Below are 24,573 nucleotides of genomic sequence, written 5' to 3' on the forward strand. Positions count from 1 at the left end.
AAGTAAAACAATCTTAAATTACAATGAAGCCAAAGTATGCATTGTTTTATTCACTCAAATGCATATTTTGGCTTCTTATTATTCTGTTGGGCTTTTTTCATCGATTGGTAAATCCAATGGCGATGTATGGTAAATTCCTTGGCATTCGGTGGTAAAAAACATGGCAAGGGTGGTAAAATCAAGTGGCTGTAATCACGAAGAACATGAAAGGACAAAATAAATTAAAAATAAACAAACTTATGCCATATTTACTTCAATAAAGTGACATATTTATATTACAAATACCCCTGAAAAACTTTATTTTTTATGCCATTTTATATTAAAATCCACAGTAGATTTGAAATAAAGTCGCGATGTTTATAAAAAAGATGCGATGTTTATAAAAAAGATGCGATGTTTAAAATAAAGTCGCGACGTTTATAAAAAAGTTTCGAAGCTTTGCCCCTTTGGATATGATTATCTAAAGGGGTGTTTTTGTGTCGAAAAGAAAAAGAACATCTAAAATTGATAAGTGGATTAAAGAAGGTCGGGGAACGGGCAGTGGGGCAGATTATCAGCCTTCGCTTAAAATTCAAGATGTTTCCTCATTAGGTCGGTCAACCAGATTAAAAGGTATAAAAACCGGAAGACAACATGGGTTTTTATCAGATTTGGAACGGAATTACTTTTATTTAACTGAATTTTCCGATGTTATTGTAGATATTCGTGAACAATTTCCTTTATTACCACAAGAAGAGACGATTGTCATTGCTGAAGAGCTTGGGATTAAACACCCAGCTGATCCGAAAACAGGCGTTCAAATTGTTATGACAACGGATTTTTTATTAACAGTTGATAAAGGACAATGCGTGTTTGAGGTAGCCCGTACAATAAAAATGAAGGATTGTCATAAATTACTGAAAAAATTGCATTTTTTACGAACAAACAAATATAAAATACTCATTTAAACAAAATGACTACGAACATTGAGCTTATAATAAGAAAAACCCACACATCTCAAACAAATATCGTTCGAAATACATAGGTTGAGTTTTTCTTTGGAATTTTATTTTACGAAGAACACAAATGGAAAAATTGTCTAGCTGAGAACAGCAGACAGTTTTTAACATGACTTGGTTTGGAATAAAGTTTGCTATAAATGCCGACTTTATAATACCAGATACCATTACATTTTAAACATAAATTAATCAAGCTATACGGACTTAGATTTTGGTTTGTAGACATTTTTATAAAAAAGATAACTAATTTTCTTTTACTCTATCAAATATCTGTTATTATACCTTGAACACATCACAAACTTATTCAAAGACAATACTATTTAGCTTTTGACATCATAGCTTGTTCTTTTATACTAAGTTATGAGATTTGGCATAATCGATTATGGCATAAAATTCTTCTGACGAGAACTCCTTTATTACTTTGCCATTTTCGATATAAAGGTAACGTTCCAAATACTCAACCACTTGGTTCTTGGTATTATTGAGAGTAATACCAAGATCCTCTTTCTTTATTAACTTGGGTTGAGCCTGTAATAAAGTTTCTTTTTGCAATTTGACGCCACTACTATGCCCTGTTCCATGCTTGAATATGAAAATATTGCATCGTCTTAAATCAGCGAAATAATTATTTAATAACGTAACATTTTCATTTTCAGCTAGAGTTCGAATCTGTTGTATTTAGGTTAGACTACTTTCCGATTAAAACAGGTGGAAAAAATGTTCTTCATTATCATGTTCCTCCTAATTTAAAAATCATTATACAATTTTTTGAAGTAAGGTGATTAAATGTTAAAGTTTGTTGATGAAATGCATATGCATGCTGGATTTTATGAAAAAGGTTTTGATTTAGAAGGTATATTTCTTAAGGTTCATAAAAAAGATATTTGGTGTTTATTTTTTAATTTTCATGACTTTAATATTAAAATAAGTAATGAAAGTAAATACCCGAAAGTTGAGCAATTCGGATGTTTAGTGGAGATTGTTCAGATTACTGAAGCAGAGTTTACAGATGAAATTGCAAATAATATATTTATTGATTTTTTAAAGTCAGAATCTATTATCTAAATAATTATTCTGTATAAAGTTACTGAAAAAAAACCCAAGAAGATATGATTCCCATGACACATTTGGGGATCATATCTTCTTTAGTTGCAAAAATATAGAACAAAGTAAGGGGAAAAGCTTAGTGGTAAAGGTGTGACTTTTGAGCATTGTGGATGATAGAGCCAGTGAATACGGTTAAGAGACTCACTATGGGAATGCTATTATTATTTTTACATACAACAATGGATATCGTGGCGTGAAATGATGTATGTAGGTTTGAAATAAAGTTACACCGTTTCTGAGTATGATTTATTAAGTCAATATTACTATATAAGTTTTTTGAAATCTTTTGATCAAACTTTTTTATAAAAATTGCACATTACTTCACTAAGGGAGTATACATTTTGAACCATCTTTTTTCAAAACAGGTTCTTTACATCTAATGTAAGATATGGTTTTGTGGAATGTCTTTGATCAAACTTTATTCCAAAGCTACAAACTGTTATCTCCCTGTCTCTTTCTCCTTCCTCACGCTAAAAGGTCGATACCTACTGTTAAATAGTTGGTACCTGAAGTGGAAGAAAGAGCGAAGAGAAAACGTAGGAACGCACGATGAACGCAACTTATATTTAATCGTAAAATCAATCAAAATTCGAGGCTGGATTCAATACGGGTCCAGTCTTTTTTCTTTCCTCAATCCTTGTCCAATCCCTTCTCCAATAAGACTTTCAACGATCTTTTCCCTTATCTTCTTCTTTTCTCTATTTCTTTTCAGGTGTTTCTCTTATTGTTCTCTCGTCTTTTCCCTTGTTTCTACTTTCTATTTACGGAAGAACTTTTTAATATTGTCGGAATATTCAATTCAGTCAAGAGTAGAAAAAAGAAGGAGAAAACGGATGTTTTAGGGAAGAGCTTTTTAGCAGGGGGACAGTAACCGAATTAAGAATGGGTATGGACAATCTTTAGAACTGATTACAGCCATTGATATGTACCACCTCTGACATAGCACTTACCACTAAATGACAAAAACTGTACCGAAGAATGACAGACTAGTTTACCACTGAAATCCTTCTGGTGATAAAGCATATAAAAAATGTTATAAAAGTTGATTGATTTTCAATATGGCCAGGGTTTTGTAAACCGTTCAGGATGAGTCTAGTGGTACATAGTAGACTAAATATTACGCAACAAACAATTAAGATTAAACTTTATTTTTCTTAATTCGAAAGCATAAACTAATAACGATTCATCCATTATTTAAAATTTGGGTTGTCACAGTGGATCTTGAATTCGTACAAATGATGAACGAATTGTGACATTTTTGGAAATTACAAGGGAAATTTGCAGAATAGTAATAAAATATTTATATCTTGATAAATTTGGAGGTTATCTATGAAAAGAAAAGCCATCACTTTTCTTATATTGGCAATCATCACTACTATTGCATTTTCTTTGAATCATAACGATCTAACTAGAACAACCGATCTTGATAAATTGATTAAAGACGTAGAAACAAAAACTGAAAAATTACTAAGTAAAAGTAATATTCCTGGGGCAGCAATTTCTGTGCTAGAAGATGGCCAAGTTACATGGATAGGTACGTTCGGTTATGCGGATCTTGACGTTAAAAGGAAAGTTGATCAAAACACTGTGTTTCAAGTTGCTTCGATTTCTAAATCAGTGACAGCACTTGGTGTGATGAAATTGGTGGAGGATGGTCTCATCCATTTAGATGATCCTATTGAGAATTATATAACAAGATGGCAGCTACCTGAAAGTGAATATGACCCAAAAGCGATAACAGTGCGAGGGTTATTAAGTCATACATCAGGGCTATCTGTCGGTGGAGGTTATCCTGGCTACGAGTCCAATACACAGCTGCCTACTTTAGAGCAATCACTTAGTGGGATTGGTGGAGGTTCAAAACCTGTTGAATTAGAAAATGAACCTGGAGCACGGTATAGCTATTCAGGTGGTGGTTATAACTTACTGCAACTCATGATCGAAGAAGTAATAGGAGAAGACTTTCATTCATATCTAAATGAAGTTGTTCTTGCACCGTTAGGAATGGAAAATAGTAGTTTTCAATGGGATGATCATCTCCAAGATAAGACAGCGAAAGCTTACGATGTAAAACTACAGTTGTTACCAAACTACATATTTACCGAGAAAGCAGCGGCCGGACTTTATACAACGATAGAAGACATGAATAAGTTTATCATTGCTGAAATCAATAGCTTTCACAGATCGGGGATTTTAGAAGCTGACACGGTTCAAGAGATGTTTAGCCCTATTTTAGAAGTTAGAGGTTTTGAAAGCTTTATTAATGATGAGGCGGCATTAGGTCATTTTATTAATCACGCAAATAACCGTATAATCGTTACACATGATGGAAGTAACAACGGTTGGAAAGCACATTTTTCGATGGAACCACAAACAGGAAATGGGCTTATTATATTAACGAATGGAAATAACGGTACTTATTTGTTAAATGAATTAGTTAGTGCTTGGTACTATACAAACTTTGGGATCGAACGCCAGTTTGATCAATTAAGGCATACTGTAATGGCGACGGTGTATGCTCTCTCAATATTGATTTTATGTTGGTCATTAAGTGTCATAGTTAATTTAGTTTCTGCTTTTATTAAGAAGGAGTTAATAGTTACTACGTATTCAAATAAGAAAGTTCTTTTATCAAAAGTGCTCATATCCATTGTTTTAGTGAGTGGAGCGTTTCTTTTGAGCAAGATTTCGGTACTGATTTTATGGTTCATTGATCCGTTTATTGTAATCCTACTCGTCACATCTGTCTTTATTAGAACAATATTAGCAGTTTTACAACTATACATAAGGGAGAGGGAGATACGTAAACATGTATTGAAGAGATCGATGAAGAAAAGGTTTTTGTTTAATAATTTGTGATAATCTCTGTAAGGCACTTCAGATGTTTTAGAAAGTCCGATTGTTTTGATGAATTTTAGTTACTAACATTAATGTCCGTGAACAGTAGGTTTGAAATAAAGTTGTGCTGTTTATAAAAAATTTGCACCGATTTACCCCTTTGGATATGATTGTCTGAAGGGGTGTTTTTATGGAGAGAAGAACACCTAAAATTGAGAAGTGGATTAAAGAAGGTTGGGGAACTGGTTCTAATACGTTTTAAAATAAGAAAGGAAAGAAAGATGATGGATGGAAAAAATGAACTTGTTCCACAATTTGTTCAACAAAAAGCGAAAAGCTTAGGTGATGAAGGTGAAAAATGGTTGCATCATTTAAAGGATATGATCGATGATTTGGAACAGAGATGGGGCATACGTGTAGAACAAACGCTTGAAGGTGGCTCGGAAGCTTTTGTAGCTGAAGTTACTACTCAAGACGGCAATAACGCTATTCTAAAATTAATGATGCCCCAGATGGAAGGAAACTCAGTATTTGAGCAAGAAGTTACAGCTCTACGGGTTGCAAACGGAGACGGCTATGTACGGCTAATCAAAGCAGAGCTGAGTCAAAGAGCTATCTTATTGGAACGTTTGGGTCCACCTTTGCATCAACTAGGGTATTCTACTAAAGAAGAAATGGAAATTATCTGTTCGCTGCTTAAACGCTCATGGCAGCCTATACAACAGCCCCATCAACTACAATCGATTGATGAGCTTATTAAATGGTTTACGAATTTTATACCGGAACTCTGGAATAACCTTGGAAAGCCATGTTCAAAGGCACTTATCGATCAATCGCTCACATTTTTAGAATCTCGATTAACCAATATAGACTTCACAAAAGCTGTTTTGGTTCATGGGGATGCTCATCATGGAAATGTTCTTCAGGACTTAACTAAGACTCATCCTTCATTTAAATTGATTGACCCTGATGGTTTGATAGGCGAACCATCCTACGACTTAGGTGTCCTCATGCGAGAGTGGCTCGATGAATTAATAGAAGATCCTTTAGAAATTGGCAAAAAGCGTTGTGCTTTACTTGGACAATTAACCGGCGTAGACACGCAAGGGATATGGGAATGGGGATACATTCAATCGGTCTCTACAGGTTTATTTTTAATCAAAAGTGACCAAGAACAATTCGGCCGCAACATGCTTAAGGTAGCAGAAGCTTGGAAAAAGATTAGCTCATAGTAGGTTTACTGATTCATGAAAATTGCTCGATTGTTGAACAAAATTAGGTAGAAAATGATCAAACTTTATTTCAAACCAACATACTGTTGTTTTGAAATAAAGTTCTTACTTGAAAAATAATGTTTAGAAGAGCTCAGTCAATTAACGGCTGAGCTGTTTTTTTATTTAGATATAAGAATGATTTCTCGAACCGATTCAATCACTTCTAAACCTTACACCATAAGGGTAATTGGGGTGAATTTGAATTAATGTGTGGTGGTCTCGTTTCATTAAAGATGCATCTGTATACATTTCTAATTTTGTTATGATAACTAAAATTTGTAGCACCTTGCAGTTTCGTTGGTAATCTCTCTTGTCTTTGGTATAGTTAGTATAATTCGTTTTGTTTTTAACTTGATTATTGTTTTTGGTCTTGTAGCTCTTTTGATATATTTCGGTTGTGCTGGTTAATTGAGTTATCAGACCGAGTCGATTGACCGGTTATATAGCCAACTTTCGCTCTTATTCTTTATATATCTTCGTTCTATAATTTTATCCTCCGCCATTAAGTACGTTTTGAACCACTTATTAGGTCTAGGGATAAAATAGACCTCTTCAAAATATGGGTATTTGCTAATGTAATCGTTTTTCGACGTTGTTAATTCATTTGTAATTTTCTCAAAATCCTCCAGTTTGCCACTACTCCAATTAGACCAGCAATCGCAAGATATATGCAACAAACAAAGGTGTTGAAGTAAGTGATTCAGTAAGGATTCTAAACATGCCCACAGCGAAAATAAGTAAACTACCTACAAGTGTAATAATCGTGCGAGTTTTTTTAGTCAATTTACAAACCTCCAAGATAATATTCGCCTAATAAAATGTTAACACACATGGAATTTAATGTTAATAATTATTGAACTATTCTGCTCGTTAGTGGGAGTGCAATCTATGTATATCTGTATGGATATGAAAAAGATTGGTTATTTATACCCTTGCTAAAATCTCCTTCCCTCTGCTACAGAGTCGGTACCTCCTGTTAAAAAGTTGGTATCTGAAGTGGAAGAAAGAGAGAAGAAAAACGCAGGAAAGAACGATGTGCTTAAGTGTCATTTTAGTATTCAAGATGTTTCCTCATTGGGAAGAACCACTCGCTTAAAAGGTCTTAAAAACGAATAGGTAGTACGAATACTTATCTAATTTGGAACGAGAATATACTGATTTTTTTGTTGGTATTCGAAAACAACTTCCTTTATTACTGTCGGATCTGTTCGAATGAAAATTCTAAAAAAACAAACAAATAATTGAACTATTTTATCTCCTCCGTTATAATAGGTTCATTGTGTTCATATACAGTATACAATTGTCCTTTCGATAATGGTTATATTGTTAATAATATGTTGGGGTGACTATCATGAAATTACTAGAGGCGATAAGCAGTTTTGCGGGGAAATATTTTGTTTTTCTTGTTATTGGGGCGAGTGTGCTGGCATTCTTTGTTCCAGAACCTTTTTTACCGATAAGCAGTTATGTACCCATTTTACTAGGTATCATTATGTTCGGAATGGGGATGACGTTAAAACCAGTTGATTTTAAGATGGTAGCTAAGCATCCGTTACCAGTTGTTTTAGGCTTAATTGCTCAATTTACAATTATGCCCTTAACCGCCTTTGCGATTGCCTACCTTTTAAATCTTCCTGCTGAGTTAGCCGCTGGATTAGTATTATTAGGATCGGTTCCAGGAGGGACATCTTCCAATGTGATGGTGTACCTTGCCAAAGGAGATTTGCCTTTATCGATAACGATGACATCCTTTTCTACTTTGGTTGCACCGTTAGCAACACCAGCTATTTTATATGTATTGGCGAACCAATGGATGCCCGTTCATTTTTGGGATATGTTTACGATGATTGTTCAAGTGATTATTATACCGGTTTCACTAGGTCTTATTATTAAAAAATTCCTGCCGAGCTTTTCCTTAAAGGCAGAGAAAGGAATGCCACTTGTTTCAGTATTAGCTGTGCTCGCGATTTTGTCTGCTGTAGTGGCAGCTAATCAAGCCACGTTAATGGAAGCGGGTCTCATCGTCTTTTTAGCTGTTATCTTGCATAATGCTGCTGGGTTAACTCTTGGATACGCAGCAGCTGCTGCCTTTAAACTGTCACCTAGTCAACGGCGAGCGGTCTCTATTGAGATTGGCATGCAAAACACAGGGCTTGGAGCAACCTTGGCGACTGCTCATTTAACCCCTTTTGCAGCGATTCCAAGTGTTATTGGTGCCGCTTGGCATAATTTCACGGGAACGATACTAGCTACTTACTGGTCACGGAATGAAATAGTAGATGACCAACAAATAAATCAGAGCAGTCAGCCAGAGAAGGACAAAGTCGTTTAGGAAATCTGAGAAAGAGCTTTTTTAGGAAACTTATTAAATAAACTTCACGGTTGAGAATTAGGCTTAAGAGTAGAGTTATAAAAGGTAGAAACACCCCTTTAGACATGATTATCTAAAGGGGTGTTTTCTGGAAGGGAAATTAATAGTTAGACTTGTAGTTTCTATACGTCTGACCTAACCACAAAATAGCAAGAGCAATCATTAATCCAACAATAGAGAAGGATAAAATGATTAATTGAATATCAAATCCTCTAGAAACGAGTAAAGTTACACTTGCATAGGCAAGCGGATCAAACCCGTTCATTGCTAAGAAGACAATACTCATGACTCTCCCCATAATACGGGGATCCGTATCTTCTTGGGCGGAAGTGAAAAAGGGGATTGAAACAAATGTCATGGTAAATCCAATTAAGAACGCCAATGTTGTCAAAATATACAAATTAGGAATTTGACTAAAGGCTATAGCGACGATTAATGTGGCAATTAATCCAGCAATCGAGGTGAATCCCCGACGACGAATTTTGACTACACCAATTATGGCTGTACTTACTAGCATCCCCACGCCTAAAGCAGCTTCAATGTAACTAAGATTAATCGGTGTCCCTCCATACGTTTCCACTAAAATCGGAATGGCAATCGATATCGCTCCGAAAGCAAAGAAGTTTAACGTAATTAAAATAAGAATACCTGTCATTAAAAATTTACTTGCTTTTACATAGGAAAATCCTTCTATGAGATCTTTAAGCGGTGTTTGTTTTATTGTATTGTCTACGGGACCTTCTTTTAAGAAAGGTGGAAACATAAAAAAGGCAGAGAAAAGAACAATAATAGCCGAGACTAAATAACCCGCTGTTACGCCACCAAATTCCATGACACTCCCAGCTATAATAGGTCCAATAACAAAACCAAGCTGACCCAATCCTTGAATAGCGGCATTTGCTTGTTTTATTTGGTGTTTCTGGACTATTTTCGGGATTAAGGATGTTCCTGCTGGTCCAGAAAAAGCATCTAATGTTCCAAAAAAGAATCCCAAAATTATCAAGTATCCAAATGTTAACTGATTGGCATTGTTCAATAAAAAGATGATAACGAGAAGAACTCCTTGGATGGAACTCGTACTGAACATAATGGTCGTCTTCTTGAATTTATCAGCAAGAACTCCACCAAATGCCATCATGAGAATACGTGGCACAGTAACGGCAATAAGTATAATGCCCAATGAGCTAGCAGAACCTAAATCAGAAATGACAAACCAAGTGGTTGTCATGAAAAACATACTAAAACCAATAATCGCCAAAAAACTCCCGAGAAATAGAAAGATAAAAGGTCTATTTCTAATTAATGATTGTTGTTCCATACATAACCTTCCTCCTCAAATTTAATACATATCCAATCATAGATTGTGACGTAATGTCGTAAGCAAGCTTTTTCTAATAACTCAACTTTCGCATCAAGAAAAAAATAATAGGCCCTCCGGCGGTCGCTCCCAAACAGACACTCCGCGTCCTGCAGGACGCGGAGTATGGTTTTGGTAGCGACAGCCGAAGCGCTTCTTTTAGTGAACAGATTCTTTCAACAGCCTACGAAGAGATGTGTTCAGACTGTCAACGATTAAGGGTCAATTATACGCTGCGAAAGTTGAGTAATAAAAAAAACGCCATTTTAGTTTCGTTAACTTATATTAGTAAAACGATTAACAAGTGTATTGATTGTGACCTTACGTAACAGTTTATAATTCAGTAAGGAGGGAGGTCTTCACATGGAAGTAACAATTGGTCAGTTTGCAAAATTAGTAGGTTCAACGGTGAGAACACTACGGTACTACGATAAAATCGGGTTGCTTACTCCGAAAAATTTGAATAAAAATGGGCGAAAAGTATATACACGATTAGATTGGGAACTTTTTCAGCAAATAATGATTTTAAAACATTTTGGTTTATCTTTAAATGAAATAAAAGAACAAATGACTAACCAGAAGTTAAAAAATCGAGAGTTATTGCGGGTACAGAAGCAGTTAATTGAAAAAAAACAAGCGGAATTAAATGATAAGTTAGAAGTAATTACGAGGATGGAGCGGCTATACACCATTGAAGGGATTTCTGAGGAAGAATTAAATGAATTTGCTTTTATTATGCTTGATTTATTTAGACGGGAAAAATCACAAATCCAAGTATGGGAAGAACATTTTATAGCTGACAAGCAGCTCATGAAAGAAATAAAGTTGCTTCATGATCCAGAATATAAGAAGAAAATGGATAGAGAAACATGGCATTTAATTCAAGCGATTAGAAAGGCTATTCAGTCTAATGATTCTACAAGCAGAAACAAAATACAAGAAATTCTAAATAAAATGGATAACTTATTTCCAGCGAGTAAAAGCTTTTTAAGTCTTACTGATGATGATCATTTTCTTTCCAAACACAATCATGAGTTTAATAATTATTTTCCTGAAGACATCGCTAGATATATTTATAAAGAAATGAAAGCGTATTATGATGATAAAGAAAATAGTAGCGATAAAGATAATAATAAGTAAGGTAACAGGGGGAACTTTTTACGGGTTCTTCTAATTTAACGTAAGATGTGAGTTGGTGAGGTATCTTTGATCAAACTTTATTTCAAACCTACTGATCTCCCCAACTAAAAATTCAGTATCCAAAGTAGATGAAAGAGAGAAGGGGAAATCAGGAAAGCGCTATGTACTCAACCTTCATTCAATCGTTCAGACTGGATTCAATAAATTATTAAATACCTTTTAGAGTATTATAATGAGTTGGTTTAGGGAGAATTCAACTGTAAAAAAAGAAACGATAGCTGCTTAAACTATTCATTAAACGTTTATTTAATATGAAAGTTTACTTATAGTTAGGCTGAATCTAATAAGGGATTCAGCTTATTTTTTGTTTTATACGAACCGGACTTAGCGAGAATTTTTTTAGAAAGTCTATTCATGTAATTCGCTAAACACTGTGCTTGCTACGGTGATTGATGGAGACACAAATAACGTGATAGGAACTATACCAGTTGGTGATTTTCCTTATGGGATCGGAGTGAACCCAAATACGAACATGATTTATGTTACAAATATTAATAACAATAATGTCTCAGTGATTAGTGGACTAACAAATACGGTGGTGGCTACGGTACCTGTTGGGGCTTCCCCACGTGGAGTGGGAGTAAATCCAAATACGAACACGATTTATGTCGCCAATACAAATGATAATAGTGTCTCAGTCATTGAGGGAATAACTAATACGGTGATTGCCACGGTTCCGGTTGGAAATGAACCATGGGGTATTGGAGTGAATCCTTAGTTACACATGAGCACAGTAAGCAGATAAAAAAAAGCCCCTAAAAAAGCGATGACTTTTTCAAGGGCTTTATGTTTTAAAGTTTAAACGAACTTTTTAATGAAACGATGAGATTAAAAACGGGTTTTTCCGGTGTTGTGTCTTTTGGATCGACATTAAAGTAACCATGTCTGAAAAATTGAAACTTCTCTTGTGCTTGAACATCCTTCATTGTTGGTTCAACAAAGCCTTGAAGGACTTGTAAAGATTGGGGGTTGATTTGCTCAAGGAAGTTCTTTTCCGTGCCCTCTTCATTGTTTAAAAGGAGTGGCTCATATAAACGGAATTCAGCTGGTATCGCTTGTGAGGCTTCGACCCAATGAAGCGTTCCTTTTACTTTTCTTCCGGTGAATCCAGACCCGCTTTTTGTTTCAGGATCGTACGTACAATGAATTTCGATCACATTTCCTTCTTCGTCCTTAATGACGTCTTCGCACTTAATGAAGTAGGCGTGTTTTAAACGAACTTCGTTACCTGGGAATAAGCGGAAATATTTTTTCGGAGGGTTCTCCATGAAGTCTTCTTGTTCAATGTAAATTTCTCTGGAAAATGGGATTTGACGCATGCCCATTTCAGGATTTTCTGGATTGATTTCGGCATCAAGCATTTCAACTTGTCCTTCTGGATAATTCGTAATCACAACTTTTAATGGGCGAATGATTCCCATCGTACGTGGAGCCTTCAATTTTAAATCTTCACGTACAAAGTAGTCTAACATTTGCGAATCGACTTCTCCTGAGCCTTTAGAGACTCCTGTTTCGTTTACAAATGTACGGATCGCCTCAGGTGTATACCCTCTCCGTCTTAATCCAGAAATCGTTGGCATTCGTGGGTCATCCCAGCCATCGACGATTTTTTCGTCTACAAGTTGTTTCAGCTTTCGTTTACTCATAACCGTATTTGTAATGTTTAAGCGTCCGAATTCCGTTTGTTCAGGAATATGCTCCATCTCACATTCAGCGACTACCCAATTATAAAGTGGGCGTTGATCTTCAAATTCAGTCGTACATAAGGAGTGAGTTACGCCTTCAATCGCATCCTCTAACGGATGAGCAAAAGCATACATTGGGTAAATGCACCATGCATCGCCAGTGTTATGATGTGTCGCATGAGCAATTCGATAAATGATCGGATCACGCAAATTGATATTTGGTGAACTCATGTCGATTTTGGCACGTAAAACTCTTTCACCGTTACCGAACTCCCCGTTACGCATTTGTTCGAAAAGTTTAAGGTTTTCCTCGATGGAGCGATTTCGATAAGGACTGTCCTTACCTGGTTCTGTTAACGTTCCACGATATTCACGAATTTCTTCTTGGGACAAATCATCAACATAGGCTTTTCCCTTTTTAATGAGTAGAACAGCTCGATCATACATTTCTTGAAAGTAATCCGAAGCAAAGAAAAGGTCATCCCATTTATAACCTAACCATTCGATATCTTCTTTAATGGCCTTGACATACTCGCTGTCTTCCTTAAGGGGGTTCGTATCATCAAAACGAAGGTTCACTTTCCCGTTGAAATCATTAGCTAAGCCAAAATTGATCACAATCGATTTCGCATGTCCAATATGTAGGTAGCCGTTTGGTTCTGGAGGGAATCGAGTGACGACATGGTCTCGCTTCTTTGTTTCTAAGTCTTTTTTTATTAAGCTCCGTAGAAAATTGGAATTTTCCATTTTGTATCATCCTATCTTTAAAATTCTATGTGCATCATTTTTCCATATTATCTGTTGAACATATTGTATCACAAGTCATTGTATGAGCAAATGTACGTTTAATGATACATTTGGCGATATTCAGTAGGCGTTATTCCTTCATGTTCAAGAAAACGTTTGTTGAAATAACTAATACTTGTATAGCCGGATCGTTCGGCAATTTCTTTAACCGTCATCTTATTATCTTTAAGTAATAATTGTTTGCTGCGTTGTAACCTGCATAATGTAATGAAGGCCATCGGTGTCATCTGTGTCGCCCGTTTAAATAATCGACAAAAATAGTAGGTACTAACTTGTGCTTCATTTGCCCAATAATCCAATTCAAATGGTTCACATGCTTTGCTTTGCATTTGTGGCAAAAGGGTATGAATTCGATCATCTAATTCGGTTTTTTCTCCTAAATGTTTGGGCTGAACATTTGTGATGAATTCGAGTAGAAAAGCATAAGTAGCAGTTGAAATTTGTGAGAGCTGTAGTAAGCAATGTTGCTCTGCCTTATGAAGAAGATGTTCATGGGCAGCTTCTAAATGAGCGATTTTTTGAGCTTTCCACAAGATAAATCGTTGAAATCCTTTTTCAGAAAGAAACGATTGAAGGTGGTCTCCGTAAAAGTGGACCCATCTAATATCCCACGGATCCTCTTCGCTACTATAATAACATTGCTGCTGCATCGGAAAATATAAAAAAGCATCCCCTCTTTTGACTAAAAAGCGTTCTTGATCGATTTCAACGTAACCAGTTCCTGAGAGAATAAAATGAATGCTAAAGTTGTTTAATGTTCCTACTTTTCTCGCTACATAATGATCTACATCATCCCAATAATGACCAATCGATTCAGGGAGAATGAGATATTCGTGTTTTGTTAATGTAGGGAAGAGTGTTTGTCTGCGCATCAGGAAGCTCTCCTTTTGATGATGATTTAAACGTATTTTAGAGTTGCTGAATGAATAGAGAGACAAGCATGGTTATAGCAGATGAACGAAAAGTCACCTTTCTTTTTTTATGTGCAATATTGTTTTATCGTAAGTCAATAAGCTTTTATTTTTATTTCATTCTTTATTTATTATACTAGCAATATAGTGTTAAGTAAAAGGAGGCTTACAATGGAAAAGGTTCGTTGGGGGATTATCGGAAGTGCGAATATTGCCAAAAAAGCAGTGATTCCAGGTATACAGCAATCAGAAACAGGAGAGGTTGTCGCGATTGCTAGTCGAACGAAAGAAAAAGCAGAGGAAATGGCAGAAGAGTTGTCGATCCCAGTAGCCTATGGAAGCTATGATGAGTTATTGGATGATCCAACAATTGAAGCCGTTTACATTCCGTTACCGAATCATCTTCATAAAGAGTGGACGATTCGAGCAGCTGAAGCGGGCAAGCATGTGTTATGTGAAAAACCAGCAGCCTTAAATGGCGAAGAAGCGAAAGAAATGGAAAAGGCTTGTGAAAAAGCAGGAGTCATATTGGCTGAGGCATTTATGTATCGATACCATCCTCGTTATTCGCTGATTAAAGAGATAATGGAGTCAGGAGAAATTGGTGAGATACGTGGAATTCACGGGACATTTACCTTTAATAATGCACAAAATTTTAGCAATATTCGGTATAAAAAGGAATGGGGCGGGGGTTCATTATATGATGTCGGTGTTTACCCCATTAGTGCAGCACGAATGTTACTAGGGAAAGAGCCGCAAGCAGCAACCGTTCATGCTTTCTTTTCTGAAGAGCATGATGATGTTGATATGATGGCATCTGGACTATTGGAATTTGATCAAGGTGTTTCATTGACCTTTGATTGTGGGATGTGGGCAGCTTTTCGAAATACGCTTGAAATTGTTGGGACAGAAGGTCGAATTGAAGTTCCTTCAGCATTTATTACGGGGCAATCAGCGGAAGATCATTTTTTTGTGATTACGAATGATGGAAAAGTAGAGGTTGAAGTACCGAGGCTTAATCAATATGCATTGCAAGCAGATGCGATTGGGAAGAGGATTCGTAATGATGTTCCCATTCCATATCCAGCTTCAGATGCTGTTTTAAATATGAAGGTACTTGAAGCATGCTTATTGTCAGCCGAAGAACGTCGGCGAATTGAAATCAAGTAGGAGGATTTTACTATGAAAACGATTCATATTCAAGGTCTAGAGAAACCAGTATCTGTTTTGATTCAAGGATCCGATTATTTTCGCCCAAGTAATTATGAAACCGTTTGTGAAGTGTTAGATCGCTTTTTTTCCATTGGTGGGAATACGATTGATACAGCCCATGTCTATTGCGGAGGAGAGAGTGAAGTGGCGATTGGACAATGGATGCGGGAGCGAGGCAATCGTGAGGACGTCATTATTTTAACGAAAGGGGCTCATCATGATCAAAATGGTCCACGAGTCAATCCGGAGGCTATTTCAAAAGATTTATTTGAAAGCTTAGAACGTCTTGGAACCGATTATGTTGATTTATATGCCCTGCATCGTGATGATCCGAATGTTCCTGTTAGTGAAATAATGGATGTGTTAAATGAGCATATTGTAGCTGGAAGAATCAAAGCAATCGGTGGGTCGAATTGGACGGTCGAGCGGATTCAGGAAGCTAACGAGTATGCAGCTTCTAAAGGACTGATTGGCTTTACATTTAGCAGTCCGAACTTGAGTTTAGCTAAGCCAAATGAACCGTTTTGGGCGGGGTGCGTTTCAGTAGCAGCAGATGATTGTAAGTGGCACAAAGAGCAACAAATTCCAATTCTTTCATGGTCTTCCCAAGCGCGAGGCTTTTTTACAGGGCGTTTTTCTCCTGAAGATCGGAGTAATAAGGATCTCGTTCGAGTTTTTTATAATGAGGCGAACTGGGAGCGTCTCCGCCGGGCGGAAGTTTTGGCGGAAGAAAAAGGGGTTACAGCTATACAAATAGCTCTTGCTTATGTGCTCAATCAACCATTTCCGACAGGGGCATTGATTGGTGCACAAAATGAACATGAATTGATGTCATGTCTAGAAGGCTCAGAGATCCGCTTAACAGAGGACGAGTTACGTTGGTTAGAAGATGTAGATTTACTAGTAGAGAAAAGATAAGTGGTTATAAATGGATATTGGATGGTGAAGGTATTGCTTCAATTGAGAAGGAATGCCTTTCTTTTTGGGCAAATTACGGAAATCAAGTAGAGATTAAAGGTATTACGGTCTATGTGAATGGTTTTATATTTTAGAATTACAATAGTAAAAAAACAAGGACTGTGAATAAGCTAAAATCACAGTCTTTATCTTTTCTTTACTTATGATACAAGCCATTCATATAAAGATAAGTTAATTGTTCTCTAATTTCTTGTATTGAAAAGTGGCTTTCACCTGTTACACTTTCCCACATAAACATTTCATTTGCATAAAACCACCCGCGAGCGATAAGGGCTGGGTTAAGGTGGTTGGAGGCTAGTCCTTTTGATTGAGCAAAGGTAATGTCTTTGGTGATACTTATAATAAATCGTTCTTGAATTTCACTCCAACGTTTAGCAACCGCTGTTGAGACACCTCTAGCTTCGTTTAAGACGCTCATCATTTTTGCTTCTTGTTTGGCTATTGATAAAAACAGTTCGACTTGCTCTTGAATGCAGCTCTGGGCTTCTTCAACCGTATTAGGTACAAATGAACGCTCAGCAACTTGATAAAATTGGTTCATTAATTCATCGACTAATTCAATTAAGAGCTCATCTTTGTTTTTGAAATAAACATAGGCGGTGCCATATCCAAGACCGGCTTTTTTGATGATTTGTGAAATCGTTGTTTTTGTAAATCCTTGTTCAATAAAAATCGTTCGACCAGCTTCAAGGATTCGAAGGCGAGTTTGGACTGCTTTTTCTTCTCTAGATGACAACGCTTTCTTCATTAAGTCCTCCTCCTTTTTTCTTTAAAGTGTATTACAATATTTTAATGACATCAAGTCGTTGACATGGTGTCATTAATTGTTTTATAGTAATGGCATAAGGATTTTAACGTTCAGAATGAATTATCTGAAAAAATGAAAGGTTTAAAAAAGGAGGTCTATTATGACTCGGCAATTAACTTATGAAACGGCAATAGCTTTAGATAAGCAAGATTCTCTAGCTTCATTTCGAGAAGAGTTTTATTTACAAGACAATCAAATTTATTTAGATGGTAATTCTCTCGGTTTATTATCAAAGCGAGCTGAGAAAACATTGCATACACTGATTGATTCCTGGAAAACATTAGGGATTGATGGCTGGACGGAAGGGAATTATCCATGGTTTTATTTATCAGAATCATTAGGGGATAAAATGGCTCAACTTGTCGGGGCTTTTGAAGATGAAGTAATTGTAACCGGTTCCACAACGACCAACTTACATCAGCTTGTCGCTACTTTCTACAAACCAGCTGGAAAGCGAACGAAAATTTTAGCGGATGAACTGAATTTTCCCAGTGATATTTATGCCCTGCAAAGCCAAATACAACAAAAGGGCTTCGATTATCAAGAGCATTTAGTCCAAGTGAAAAGTGCAGACGGTCATACTTTAAAAGAAGAAGACATTATTGAAGCGATGACCGATGAGATTGCTCTTATTTTATTACCGAGTGTTCTTTATCGTAGTGGTCAGATTCTTGATATGAAGCGTCTGACAGAAGAGGCTCGTCAAAGAGGGATTGTCATCGGCTTTGACCTGTGTCATTCGATTGGCTCGATTCCGCATGAACTGAGCGAATGGGGAGTCGATTTTGCCTTTTGGTGTACGTATAAGCATTTAAACGGAGGACCGGGATCGGTTGGGAGCCTTTATGTAAACCGCAAGCATTTTGGTACAGCACCAGGTCTTGCTGGCTGGTTTAGTTCGAAAAAGGAAAAGCAATTTGATATGGAACATACGTTAACTCATGCTGAAGATGCTGGAGCTTTTCAAATGGGCACTCCACATGTTCTCAGCCTAGCTCCTCTAATTGGTTCATTGGAATTATTCCATGAAGCTGGTATTGAGCAAATTCGTCAAAAGTCGTTAGCTCTTACTCGCTTTATGAAGGAGTTAATGGAGCAAGAGTTAAAAGGTGAACAGTTTGTTTTCCGTAACCCTGATCAAGATGATAGACGTGGTGGGCATTTATACATTGAACATCCAGAGGCTGCTCGTATCTGTAGGGCATTAAAGGATGAAGGTGTCATTCCAGATTTCCGTACACCAAACGGAATCCGACTAGCTCCAGTTGCTCTTTATAATTCATTTGAAGATGTTTGGAATAGTGTCCAAATTTTAAAACGAATTATGAAAGAAGAACTATATAAGAAATACGAGAATAAGCGAGGAGTCGTGGCGTAATGAACGAGGCAAAATGGATCGATATTTCTCAACCGTTAGATGACAAGCTCGCCCATTGGCCTGGAGATACACCATTTCAATATGTAACAGAATATACGAAGGAACAAACGGGTTCGGTCAATATTGGAAAAATGACAACGAGTCTCCATTCAGGGACACATGTTGATGCCCCATTTCATTTTGATAACAGCGGTGCCCGTATTCTTGATTTAGATCTTGAGCTCTTTATCGGGCAAGCTCGTGTGATTGACGGTTCCTCTTTTACGATGTTAAATGAAGAAATGTTTTCTCATTTTAATTTAGATGGAGTGACTCGGCTACTGGTTAAGACATTAGTTCCGAATAATCCAATTCATTTTCCAGCGGATTTCCCTTCAGTAACTACTTGTGGAGCTAATTATTTAGGGAAAAAAGGGGTTAAATTGATTGGGGTGGATGTTCCTTCGGTCGATCATCCTGATAGTAAAGAATTAAGTGGGCATCATGCTCTTTTAAAAAATGAGATAGCGATTTTAGAGAACGTCATGCTTGATTCTGTTCCAGATGGAGATTATGAACTAATTGCTTTACCACTTCCTATAAAAGAGGGAGATGGCAGCCCCGTTCGTGCTGTTATTCGCCCATTACTTTTAGATGAAAAAGGAGAATAATGATGACAGAAAATCCGAAAACGACTGCAAATGAAAAAGGAATTTATACGGACTTTAAGAACAATATGACGTATGGGGAATACTTAAAGCTTGATCAAATTTTATCAGGACAAGAGCGTCTTTCCGACCACCATGATGAAATGCTCTTTATCATTATCCACCAAGTAAGTGAATTATGGATGAAGTTAATTTTGCATGAAACAAATGCGGCGATTGAATCGATTCAGTCAGAGGATTTTCAATCATCGTTTAAGCGATTAGCCCGTGTATCTAAAATTCAATCTCAAATTATTCAAGCTTGGGATGTTTTATCAACGTTAACACCAGCTGAATACATGGAATTCCGTGAGTCACTTGGACAAGCATCAGGATTTCAATCTTATCAATACCGTAAAATCGAATTTGCACTAGGTTATAAAACACCACATATTTTAAAAATTTATGAAAAAGATCCGATTTTGCATAAAGAGTTAAGCGATGCATTTCATAGTCCTGGACTTTATGATGTTGCGATTGAAGCTTTGGCTAAAGCTGGATTTTCGATTAATGTGGATCTTCTTAATCGAGATTACTCAAAGCCGTATGAAGAAGACGAGAGTGTGAAGGAAGCTTGGATGGCTGTATATCGTAATGTTGATAAGCATTGGGACTTATATCAGCTAGCGGAAAAGTTAGTTGATATTGAAGACTGGCTTCAACAATGGCGCTTCCGTCATATGAAAACGGTAGAACGAATTATTGGATTTAAAGTGGGGACAGGTGGTTCTTCTGGCGTTAATTATTTAAAGAAAGTACTAGATCAACGCTTCTTCCCTGAATTGTGGGATTTACGAACAGAACTATAAACTTTCGGATTACGCTAAGGGGGGAACAATATGGGAAAAAAAAGAGAACAGTGGTCTTCTAATATTGGATTTATATTTGCATCTGCGGGAGCAGCCATTGGCTTAGGAGCTATTTGGAAATTTCCTTATGTGACAGGTACAAATGGAGGAGGAGCTTTTCTCCTCGTCTTTATTGCCTGCACATTGCTAGTCGGTTTACCGATGTTAATTGCCGAGTTTGTGATTGGTCGTGGGTCGAAAAAAGAAGCGGTTTCTGCTTATCAAAAGCTGGCTCCTAATAGTCGTTGGGGGCATCTTGGTAAGCTAGGCGTTGTCGGTTGTTTTTTCCTTCTTTCTTTTTATTGTGTTGTCGGTGGTTGGGTGCTTATTTATACCGTATTATCATTGACAGGACAAATTATTGGACCAACTACTGATTATGCTCAATTGTTTGGTTCGGTTATTAGTACACCATGGATAGGAATTCTTGGATTATTTATTTTCTTAATTTTGAATGTTATCATTTTATCACTTGGAATTAAAAATGGAATTGAACGAGCAAATAATATTTTGATGCCATTGCTGTTTATCTTTTTTATTATCTTAGTCATTCGTTCGTTAACATTAGAAGGGGCGAGTGAAGGAGTTCGCTTCTTCCTGCAACCAGATTTCACTAGTTTATCAGCAGAAGGTGTCCTCTATGCACTTGGGCAATCATTCTTTGCTTTAGCGGTTGGTTTCTCTTGTCTAGTTACATATAGTTCTTATTTAGATAAAAAGGAAAGTATTCCGACGGCGGCTGTTTCGGTTGTCGTGATGAATTTATTTGTTTCTATCCTAGCGGGTTTAGCGATCTTTCCAGCCATTTTTGCATTAGGATATGAGCCGACGGAAGGACCGGGTTTGCTTTTCGTAATGTTGCCTGCTGTTTTTTCTGAGATTATATTTGGCGAAATTTTCTTAGCGTTATTTTTGTTACTATTTTTATTTGCTACTCTTACTTCTTCCTTCAGTCTGCTAGAAATCATTATTTCAGCATTTACTGAAAAGAAGGTAAGCACTAGGAAGAAAATAACGATCATTTCAGGTTTGGTTGTTTTTGTTGGTGGAATTCCAGCTGCATTAAGCTTCGGGGTATTAGAGCATGTTCAGATCTTTAGTTTATCGATTTTCGATGCGACCGATTATTTGGTTAGTAACATCATGCTCCCAATTGGCTGTCTATTAATCTCCTTATTCATTTCATTTAAAATGGAAAGAAAGCTTATGGAAGCGGAATTTTTAAGTGGGAATAACCTTTCCAGTCAATTGTTTAAAATCTGGCTCTTCTTAATGAGATTTGTTGTACCTCTTGTCATTATCATTGTTCTGATTGCTTCATTAGGAATCTTTTAATCGTAGAAAGCTCAATCGTTTAGGTGATTGAGCTTTTTAATTTACACTTTTGGAAAGTTTACCTTTATTAAAGGAATAAAGGATAAGTAAAACGAAGGAGCTCGCTATAAGCACTTGGTGGAAAGCTAAATATTTTAATAAAAGAATGTCTAGAGTTAATATAACACTAGTGAACATTCACATTATAAATTGTAATAATTTATAAGTACACACATATATAAACATATTTATAATGTATTTACTTTTTTATTATCGTGTAATAATATGAGGTTCCAACTATGAATGGTCTGAATTTTCTTGTTATACAGATCATTCCGACATCTAAAACCTACTTCTTGCATAGGAATGATCGATATTGGACCTTGGCTTCTTTGTATCTATTTTTTTAGTTTGTAAAAAGTAGACGGGAGGTGACTTTTTTATCTACGAATTCCTTTTCAACTAGAATCCTACAATCAGAAAAATGATTTGTTTTATCTAGTAAACTAATCTTGAGGAGGAGAATTATTTGAAAAAGTTATTTACAAAGGTAGTGGCAAGTGCCGCGTTATTATTGTCCATCTCTTTAACCGCAACATCCGTCTCAGCCGAGGAACAAAAGAAACAGTATTTAATTGGTTTTGAAAATCAACTACAAGTAACGGAATTTGTAGAAAGCAGTGATAAAGGGCAAAGTGAAATGTCTCTTTTTGCTGAAGTGAATGATGAATCAATTGAAATGGAACTTCTTTATGAATTCGAGGACATTCCAGTTGTATCAGTTGAATTGAGTCCAGAAGATGTAAAGGACTTAGAAAAGGACCCTTCGATTACTTATATTGAGGAAGATATAGAAGTCACTATTACCAATCAAGTGACTCCTTGGGGGATTACACGTGTACAAGCCCCTACGGCATGGACTAGAGGATATACTGGTACGGGAGTTCGGGTAGCGGTACTTGATACAGGGATTTCTACACATCCTGATTTAAATATTCGAGGTGGAGTAAGTTTTGTTCCTGGTGAACCATCCTATCAAGATGGAAATGGTCATGGAACACATGTGGCAGGTACAATTGCTGCTTTAAATAATTCGATTGGTGTTGTTGGTGTAGCTCCAAATGCGGAGCTCTATGCCGTGAAAGTACTAGGGGCAAATGGTTCAGGCTCTGTTAGTTCAATTGCTCAGGGATTACAATGGACAGCCCAAAATAATATTCATGTTGCTAATTTAAGTTTAGGTAGTCCAGTAGGAAGTCAAACACTAGAGTTAGCTGTTAATCAAGCTACAAATGCAGGTGTTTTAGTGGTAGCAGCAACTGGTAATAATGGTTCTGGTACAGTTTCTTATCCCGCTCGTTATGCGAATGCTTTAGCGGTAGGTGCAACAGATCAAAATAATAATCGTGCTAGCTTTTCACAATATGGGACAGGTTTAAATATCGTAGCTCCAGGAGTCGGAATTCAGAGTACGTATCCTGGTAACAGATATGCAAGTTTAAGTGGAACATCAATGGCTACTCCTCATGTTGCTGGGGTCGCTGCACTCGTTAAGCAGAAGAACCCAAGCTGGTCTAATACACAAATTAGACAACATCTTACGTCTACGGCCACTTCACTTGGGAATTCAAACCAGTTTGGCAGTGGACTTGTGAATGCAGAAGCTGCAACAAGGTAAGCTTATATTGACTGATCTTCAATCATATAGGAATACTTACAACTTTTGTGTGGTTAATCTTATAAGTAAATAAGCAAGTGTCAAATAGTCCTCCTACTTTACAAGGTGTGGACTATTTGACTTTAATTATAATACGGTATACTTAAGTATAAGCTCTTCACTCTGGTTTCTCTCATTTATAGATTCAAATCCTATACTTTTTATAGAACCAATGAGCTACTTCAAAGAAACCAGTAGCAACAGGACTGGGGCATAATGCTTTGACAGCGATACCTTCTGCCTCGTAACATCTTTTATTTAAAACTTGACTGAAATTTAATACATATGCTTTAGGTGGTGAGGGAGTACGCCAACCTTTGCGAACTTTCCGTATCCTGCGCAGTTTGTTAACAGTTGAACAGTAGATGTTTCTTCTATATAAAAGCGTTCCATATTGTTTAATAGAATTCCATCAATTGGCTTCATAGCTATGACCTTTATTTTTATAGGTGCACTATTTGGCTATACTAAACATGGACTTGCTTAAGCAATAGGGAGAGATGGTGGTAGGGGAGTCGCTCTTGGGCTAAGAAGAATTCGGCAAGGAGGGGGTAAATTAATCGAATGAATATAAAATTACTAGAAGAGATAATTTTAAAACGAGAGCCTGGACTATATAGTGCTATAATAGAAAATAAACTGAAAAATATTGATTCCGATAGTGGAAACCATATTCGTAGCATACTAACAGATGAACTACTTGAAACTGGTATGGATGATTCAGAAGAAAGTAACATCAATGCTAGAGGAATTGCGATAGAGAAGTTAATTGATGACGTTGGAAATTTATTCATGTAGAAAATTAAGTTAGCAAATAATTAATATTAGAGAGCTGAGTAGTGCGGCTCTCTTTTTTCTATTCTAGTTAAATATAAGATAGTAGGCTTTCCTGGAAAAATGGAGGTTTTTGTCTAAATATGAAGAATATATACATAAAAGAGATTTTTAAATATCAACTATTGACAATACGAGTCCTAACAAATAGGTCATTATAAACTGTTGGAGGTAACTTTAATGGATGATTGTTTAACTTACTTCCGAAAGAAGTCTCCCTCTTCAAGCGTGTGAAGGGCGTAGCCCAACG

General features: G+C 36.6%; 18 protein-coding genes and 1 pseudogene. 15 read left to right on the plus strand and 4 right to left on the minus strand.

All coding sequences use genetic code 11. The features are described from left to right. Positions 1-476: 476 nt before the first annotated feature. The 5 genes and pseudogenes from BALCAV_RS15405 to BALCAV_RS15430 form a co-directional block, all read left to right on the plus strand. A pseudogene (locus BALCAV_RS15405) lies at positions 477-905 on the plus strand (TnsA endonuclease N-terminal domain-containing protein); the annotation flags it as partial. Positions 906-1,784: 879 nt separating this feature from the next. After that, a complete protein-coding gene (locus tag BALCAV_RS15415) occupies positions 1,785-2,063 on the plus strand; it encodes a DUF3986 family protein (protein WP_003323347.1) in 279 nt (92 codons plus the stop codon). A 1,371-nt stretch (positions 2,064-3,434) separates the two neighbouring features. Then, positions 3,435-4,964, plus strand: a complete 1,530-nt coding sequence (locus BALCAV_RS15420; RefSeq protein WP_003323348.1) for a serine hydrolase domain-containing protein — start codon at positions 3,435-3,437, stop codon at positions 4,962-4,964. Positions 4,965-5,227: 263 nt separating this feature from the next. Next, positions 5,228-6,175 (plus strand): aminoglycoside phosphotransferase family protein, encoded by a 948-nt coding sequence (locus BALCAV_RS15425; protein ID WP_160173427.1) that lies wholly within the window; start codon positions 5,228-5,230, stop codon positions 6,173-6,175. 1,393 nt (positions 6,176-7,568) lie between these two features. Beyond that, the gene (locus tag BALCAV_RS15430) at positions 7,569-8,549 is read left to right on the plus strand and encodes a bile acid:sodium symporter family protein (protein ID WP_003323350.1); all 981 of its coding nucleotides are present in this window, start codon (positions 7,569-7,571) and stop codon (positions 8,547-8,549) included. Positions 8,550-8,688: 139 nt separating this feature from the next. Here the strand turns inward: BALCAV_RS15430 and BALCAV_RS15435 are convergent, their stop codons facing one another. Next, a complete protein-coding gene (locus BALCAV_RS15435; RefSeq protein ID WP_040324098.1) occupies positions 8,689-9,906 on the minus strand; it encodes an MFS transporter in 1,218 nt (405 codons plus the stop codon). A 402-nt stretch (positions 9,907-10,308) separates the two neighbouring features. On the opposite strand from BALCAV_RS15435, the gene BALCAV_RS15440 reads away from it, so the two are divergent. Together BALCAV_RS15440 and BALCAV_RS15445 are read left to right on the plus strand one after the other, a co-directional pair. After that, positions 10,309-11,085 carry a MerR family transcriptional regulator gene (locus BALCAV_RS15440; protein WP_040324099.1) on the plus strand — a complete coding sequence of 259 codons (777 nt, stop codon included), beginning with the start codon at positions 10,309-10,311 and terminating at the stop codon, positions 11,083-11,085. 469 nt (positions 11,086-11,554) lie between these two features. Beyond that, complete coding sequence (locus tag BALCAV_RS15445; RefSeq protein ID WP_003321215.1) at positions 11,555-11,863, plus strand: YncE family protein; 309 nt, start codon at positions 11,555-11,557, stop codon at positions 11,861-11,863. Positions 11,864-11,936: 73 nt separating this feature from the next. Here the strand turns inward: BALCAV_RS15445 and BALCAV_RS15450 are convergent, their stop codons facing one another. Both BALCAV_RS15450 and BALCAV_RS15455 read right to left on the minus strand, forming a co-directional pair. Beyond that, entirely contained in the window at positions 11,937-13,577 is a 1,641-nt protein-coding gene (locus tag BALCAV_RS15450; protein ID WP_003321216.1) for a glutamine--tRNA ligase/YqeY domain fusion protein, read from the minus strand. Between the two features lie 98 nt (positions 13,578-13,675). Continuing rightward, positions 13,676-14,509 (minus strand): AraC family transcriptional regulator, encoded by an 834-nt coding sequence (locus BALCAV_RS15455; protein WP_003321217.1) that lies wholly within the window; start codon positions 14,507-14,509, stop codon positions 13,676-13,678. 210 nt (positions 14,510-14,719) lie between these two features. On the opposite strand from BALCAV_RS15455, the gene BALCAV_RS15460 reads away from it, so the two are divergent. Both BALCAV_RS15460 and BALCAV_RS15465 read left to right on the plus strand, forming a co-directional pair. Beyond that, positions 14,720-15,718 carry a Gfo/Idh/MocA family protein gene (locus BALCAV_RS15460; RefSeq protein WP_003321218.1) on the plus strand — a complete coding sequence of 333 codons (999 nt, stop codon included), beginning with the start codon at positions 14,720-14,722 and terminating at the stop codon, positions 15,716-15,718. A 12-nt stretch (positions 15,719-15,730) separates the two neighbouring features. Continuing rightward, positions 15,731-16,678: an aldo/keto reductase gene (locus tag BALCAV_RS15465; RefSeq protein WP_003321219.1), complete on the plus strand. Its 948-nt coding sequence runs from the start codon at positions 15,731-15,733 to the stop codon at positions 16,676-16,678. 196 nt (positions 16,679-16,874) lie between these two features. Here the strand turns inward: BALCAV_RS15465 and BALCAV_RS15470 are convergent, their stop codons facing one another. Then, a complete protein-coding gene (locus BALCAV_RS15470; RefSeq protein WP_003321221.1) occupies positions 16,875-17,486 on the minus strand; it encodes a TetR/AcrR family transcriptional regulator in 612 nt (203 codons plus the stop codon). 160 nt (positions 17,487-17,646) lie between these two features. Between BALCAV_RS15470 and kynU the strand changes: the two genes are divergently transcribed. The 6 genes from kynU to BALCAV_RS15500 all read left to right on the plus strand — a co-directional run bounded on the left by kynU (position 17,647) and on the right by BALCAV_RS15500 (position 24,287). Then, positions 17,647-18,924 carry a kynureninase gene (gene kynU / locus BALCAV_RS15475; RefSeq protein WP_003321222.1) on the plus strand — a complete coding sequence of 426 codons (1,278 nt, stop codon included), beginning with the start codon at positions 17,647-17,649 and terminating at the stop codon, positions 18,922-18,924. Next, entirely contained in the window at positions 18,924-19,574 is a 651-nt protein-coding gene (gene kynB / locus BALCAV_RS15480; protein ID WP_003321223.1) for an arylformamidase, read from the plus strand. Before kynU ends, kynB begins: the two co-directional genes overlap by 1 nt. 2 nt (positions 19,575-19,576) lie before the next feature. After that, positions 19,577-20,419, plus strand: coding sequence for a tryptophan 2,3-dioxygenase (kynA, locus tag BALCAV_RS15485; RefSeq protein ID WP_003321224.1), 843 nt, complete (start codon positions 19,577-19,579; stop codon positions 20,417-20,419). A 30-nt stretch (positions 20,420-20,449) separates the two neighbouring features. Further along, positions 20,450-21,793 carry a sodium-dependent transporter gene (locus BALCAV_RS15490; protein ID WP_003321225.1) on the plus strand — a complete coding sequence of 448 codons (1,344 nt, stop codon included), beginning with the start codon at positions 20,450-20,452 and terminating at the stop codon, positions 21,791-21,793. A 508-nt stretch (positions 21,794-22,301) separates the two neighbouring features. Further along, the gene (locus BALCAV_RS15495; RefSeq protein WP_003321226.1) at positions 22,302-23,450 is read left to right on the plus strand and encodes a S8 family peptidase; all 1,149 of its coding nucleotides are present in this window, start codon (positions 22,302-22,304) and stop codon (positions 23,448-23,450) included. Between the two features lie 603 nt (positions 23,451-24,053). Next, positions 24,054-24,287, plus strand: a complete 234-nt coding sequence (locus BALCAV_RS15500; RefSeq protein ID WP_003321227.1) for a hypothetical protein — start codon at positions 24,054-24,056, stop codon at positions 24,285-24,287. Positions 24,288-24,573 lie beyond the last annotated feature (286 nt).

Source organism: Alkalihalobacillus alcalophilus ATCC 27647 = CGMCC 1.3604, from assembly GCF_000292245.2.
GTDB classification, from domain to species: Bacteria; Bacillota; Bacilli; order Bacillales; family Bacillaceae_D; genus Alkalihalobacillus; species Alkalihalobacillus alcalophilus.

What these genes read in the sequence shown, in the direction of transcription:
- BALCAV_RS15415 (WP_003323347.1), top strand. Translation starts at nt 1,785, where the DNA reads ATGTTAAAGTTTGTTGATGAAATGCATATGCATGCTGGATTTTATGAA.
- BALCAV_RS15420 (WP_003323348.1), top strand. Translation starts at nt 3,435, where the DNA reads ATGAAAAGAAAAGCCATCACTTTTCTTATATTGGCAATCATCACTACT.
- BALCAV_RS15425 (WP_160173427.1), top strand. Translation starts at nt 5,228, where the DNA reads ATGGATGGAAAAAATGAACTTGTTCCACAATTTGTTCAACAAAAAGCG.
- BALCAV_RS15430 (WP_003323350.1), top strand. Translation starts at nt 7,569, where the DNA reads ATGAAATTACTAGAGGCGATAAGCAGTTTTGCGGGGAAATATTTTGTT.
- BALCAV_RS15435 (WP_040324098.1), bottom strand. Translation starts at nt 9,906, where the DNA reads ATGGAACAACAATCATTAATTAGAAATAGACCTTTTATCTTTCTATTT.
- BALCAV_RS15440 (WP_040324099.1), top strand. Translation starts at nt 10,309, where the DNA reads ATGGAAGTAACAATTGGTCAGTTTGCAAAATTAGTAGGTTCAACGGTG.
- BALCAV_RS15450 (WP_003321216.1), bottom strand. Translation starts at nt 13,577, where the DNA reads ATGGAAAATTCCAATTTTCTACGGAGCTTAATAAAAAAAGACTTAGAA.
- BALCAV_RS15455 (WP_003321217.1), bottom strand. Translation starts at nt 14,509, where the DNA reads ATGCGCAGACAAACACTCTTCCCTACATTAACAAAACACGAATATCTC.
- BALCAV_RS15460 (WP_003321218.1), top strand. Translation starts at nt 14,720, where the DNA reads ATGGAAAAGGTTCGTTGGGGGATTATCGGAAGTGCGAATATTGCCAAA.
- BALCAV_RS15465 (WP_003321219.1), top strand. Translation starts at nt 15,731, where the DNA reads ATGAAAACGATTCATATTCAAGGTCTAGAGAAACCAGTATCTGTTTTG.
- BALCAV_RS15470 (WP_003321221.1), bottom strand. Translation starts at nt 17,486, where the DNA reads ATGAAGAAAGCGTTGTCATCTAGAGAAGAAAAAGCAGTCCAAACTCGC.
- kynU (WP_003321222.1), top strand. Translation starts at nt 17,647, where the DNA reads ATGACTCGGCAATTAACTTATGAAACGGCAATAGCTTTAGATAAGCAA.
- kynB (WP_003321223.1), top strand. Translation starts at nt 18,924, where the DNA reads ATGAACGAGGCAAAATGGATCGATATTTCTCAACCGTTAGATGACAAG.
- kynA (WP_003321224.1), top strand. Translation starts at nt 19,577, where the DNA reads ATGACAGAAAATCCGAAAACGACTGCAAATGAAAAAGGAATTTATACG.
- BALCAV_RS15490 (WP_003321225.1), top strand. Translation starts at nt 20,450, where the DNA reads ATGGGAAAAAAAAGAGAACAGTGGTCTTCTAATATTGGATTTATATTT.
- BALCAV_RS15500 (WP_003321227.1), top strand. Translation starts at nt 24,054, where the DNA reads ATGAATATAAAATTACTAGAAGAGATAATTTTAAAACGAGAGCCTGGA.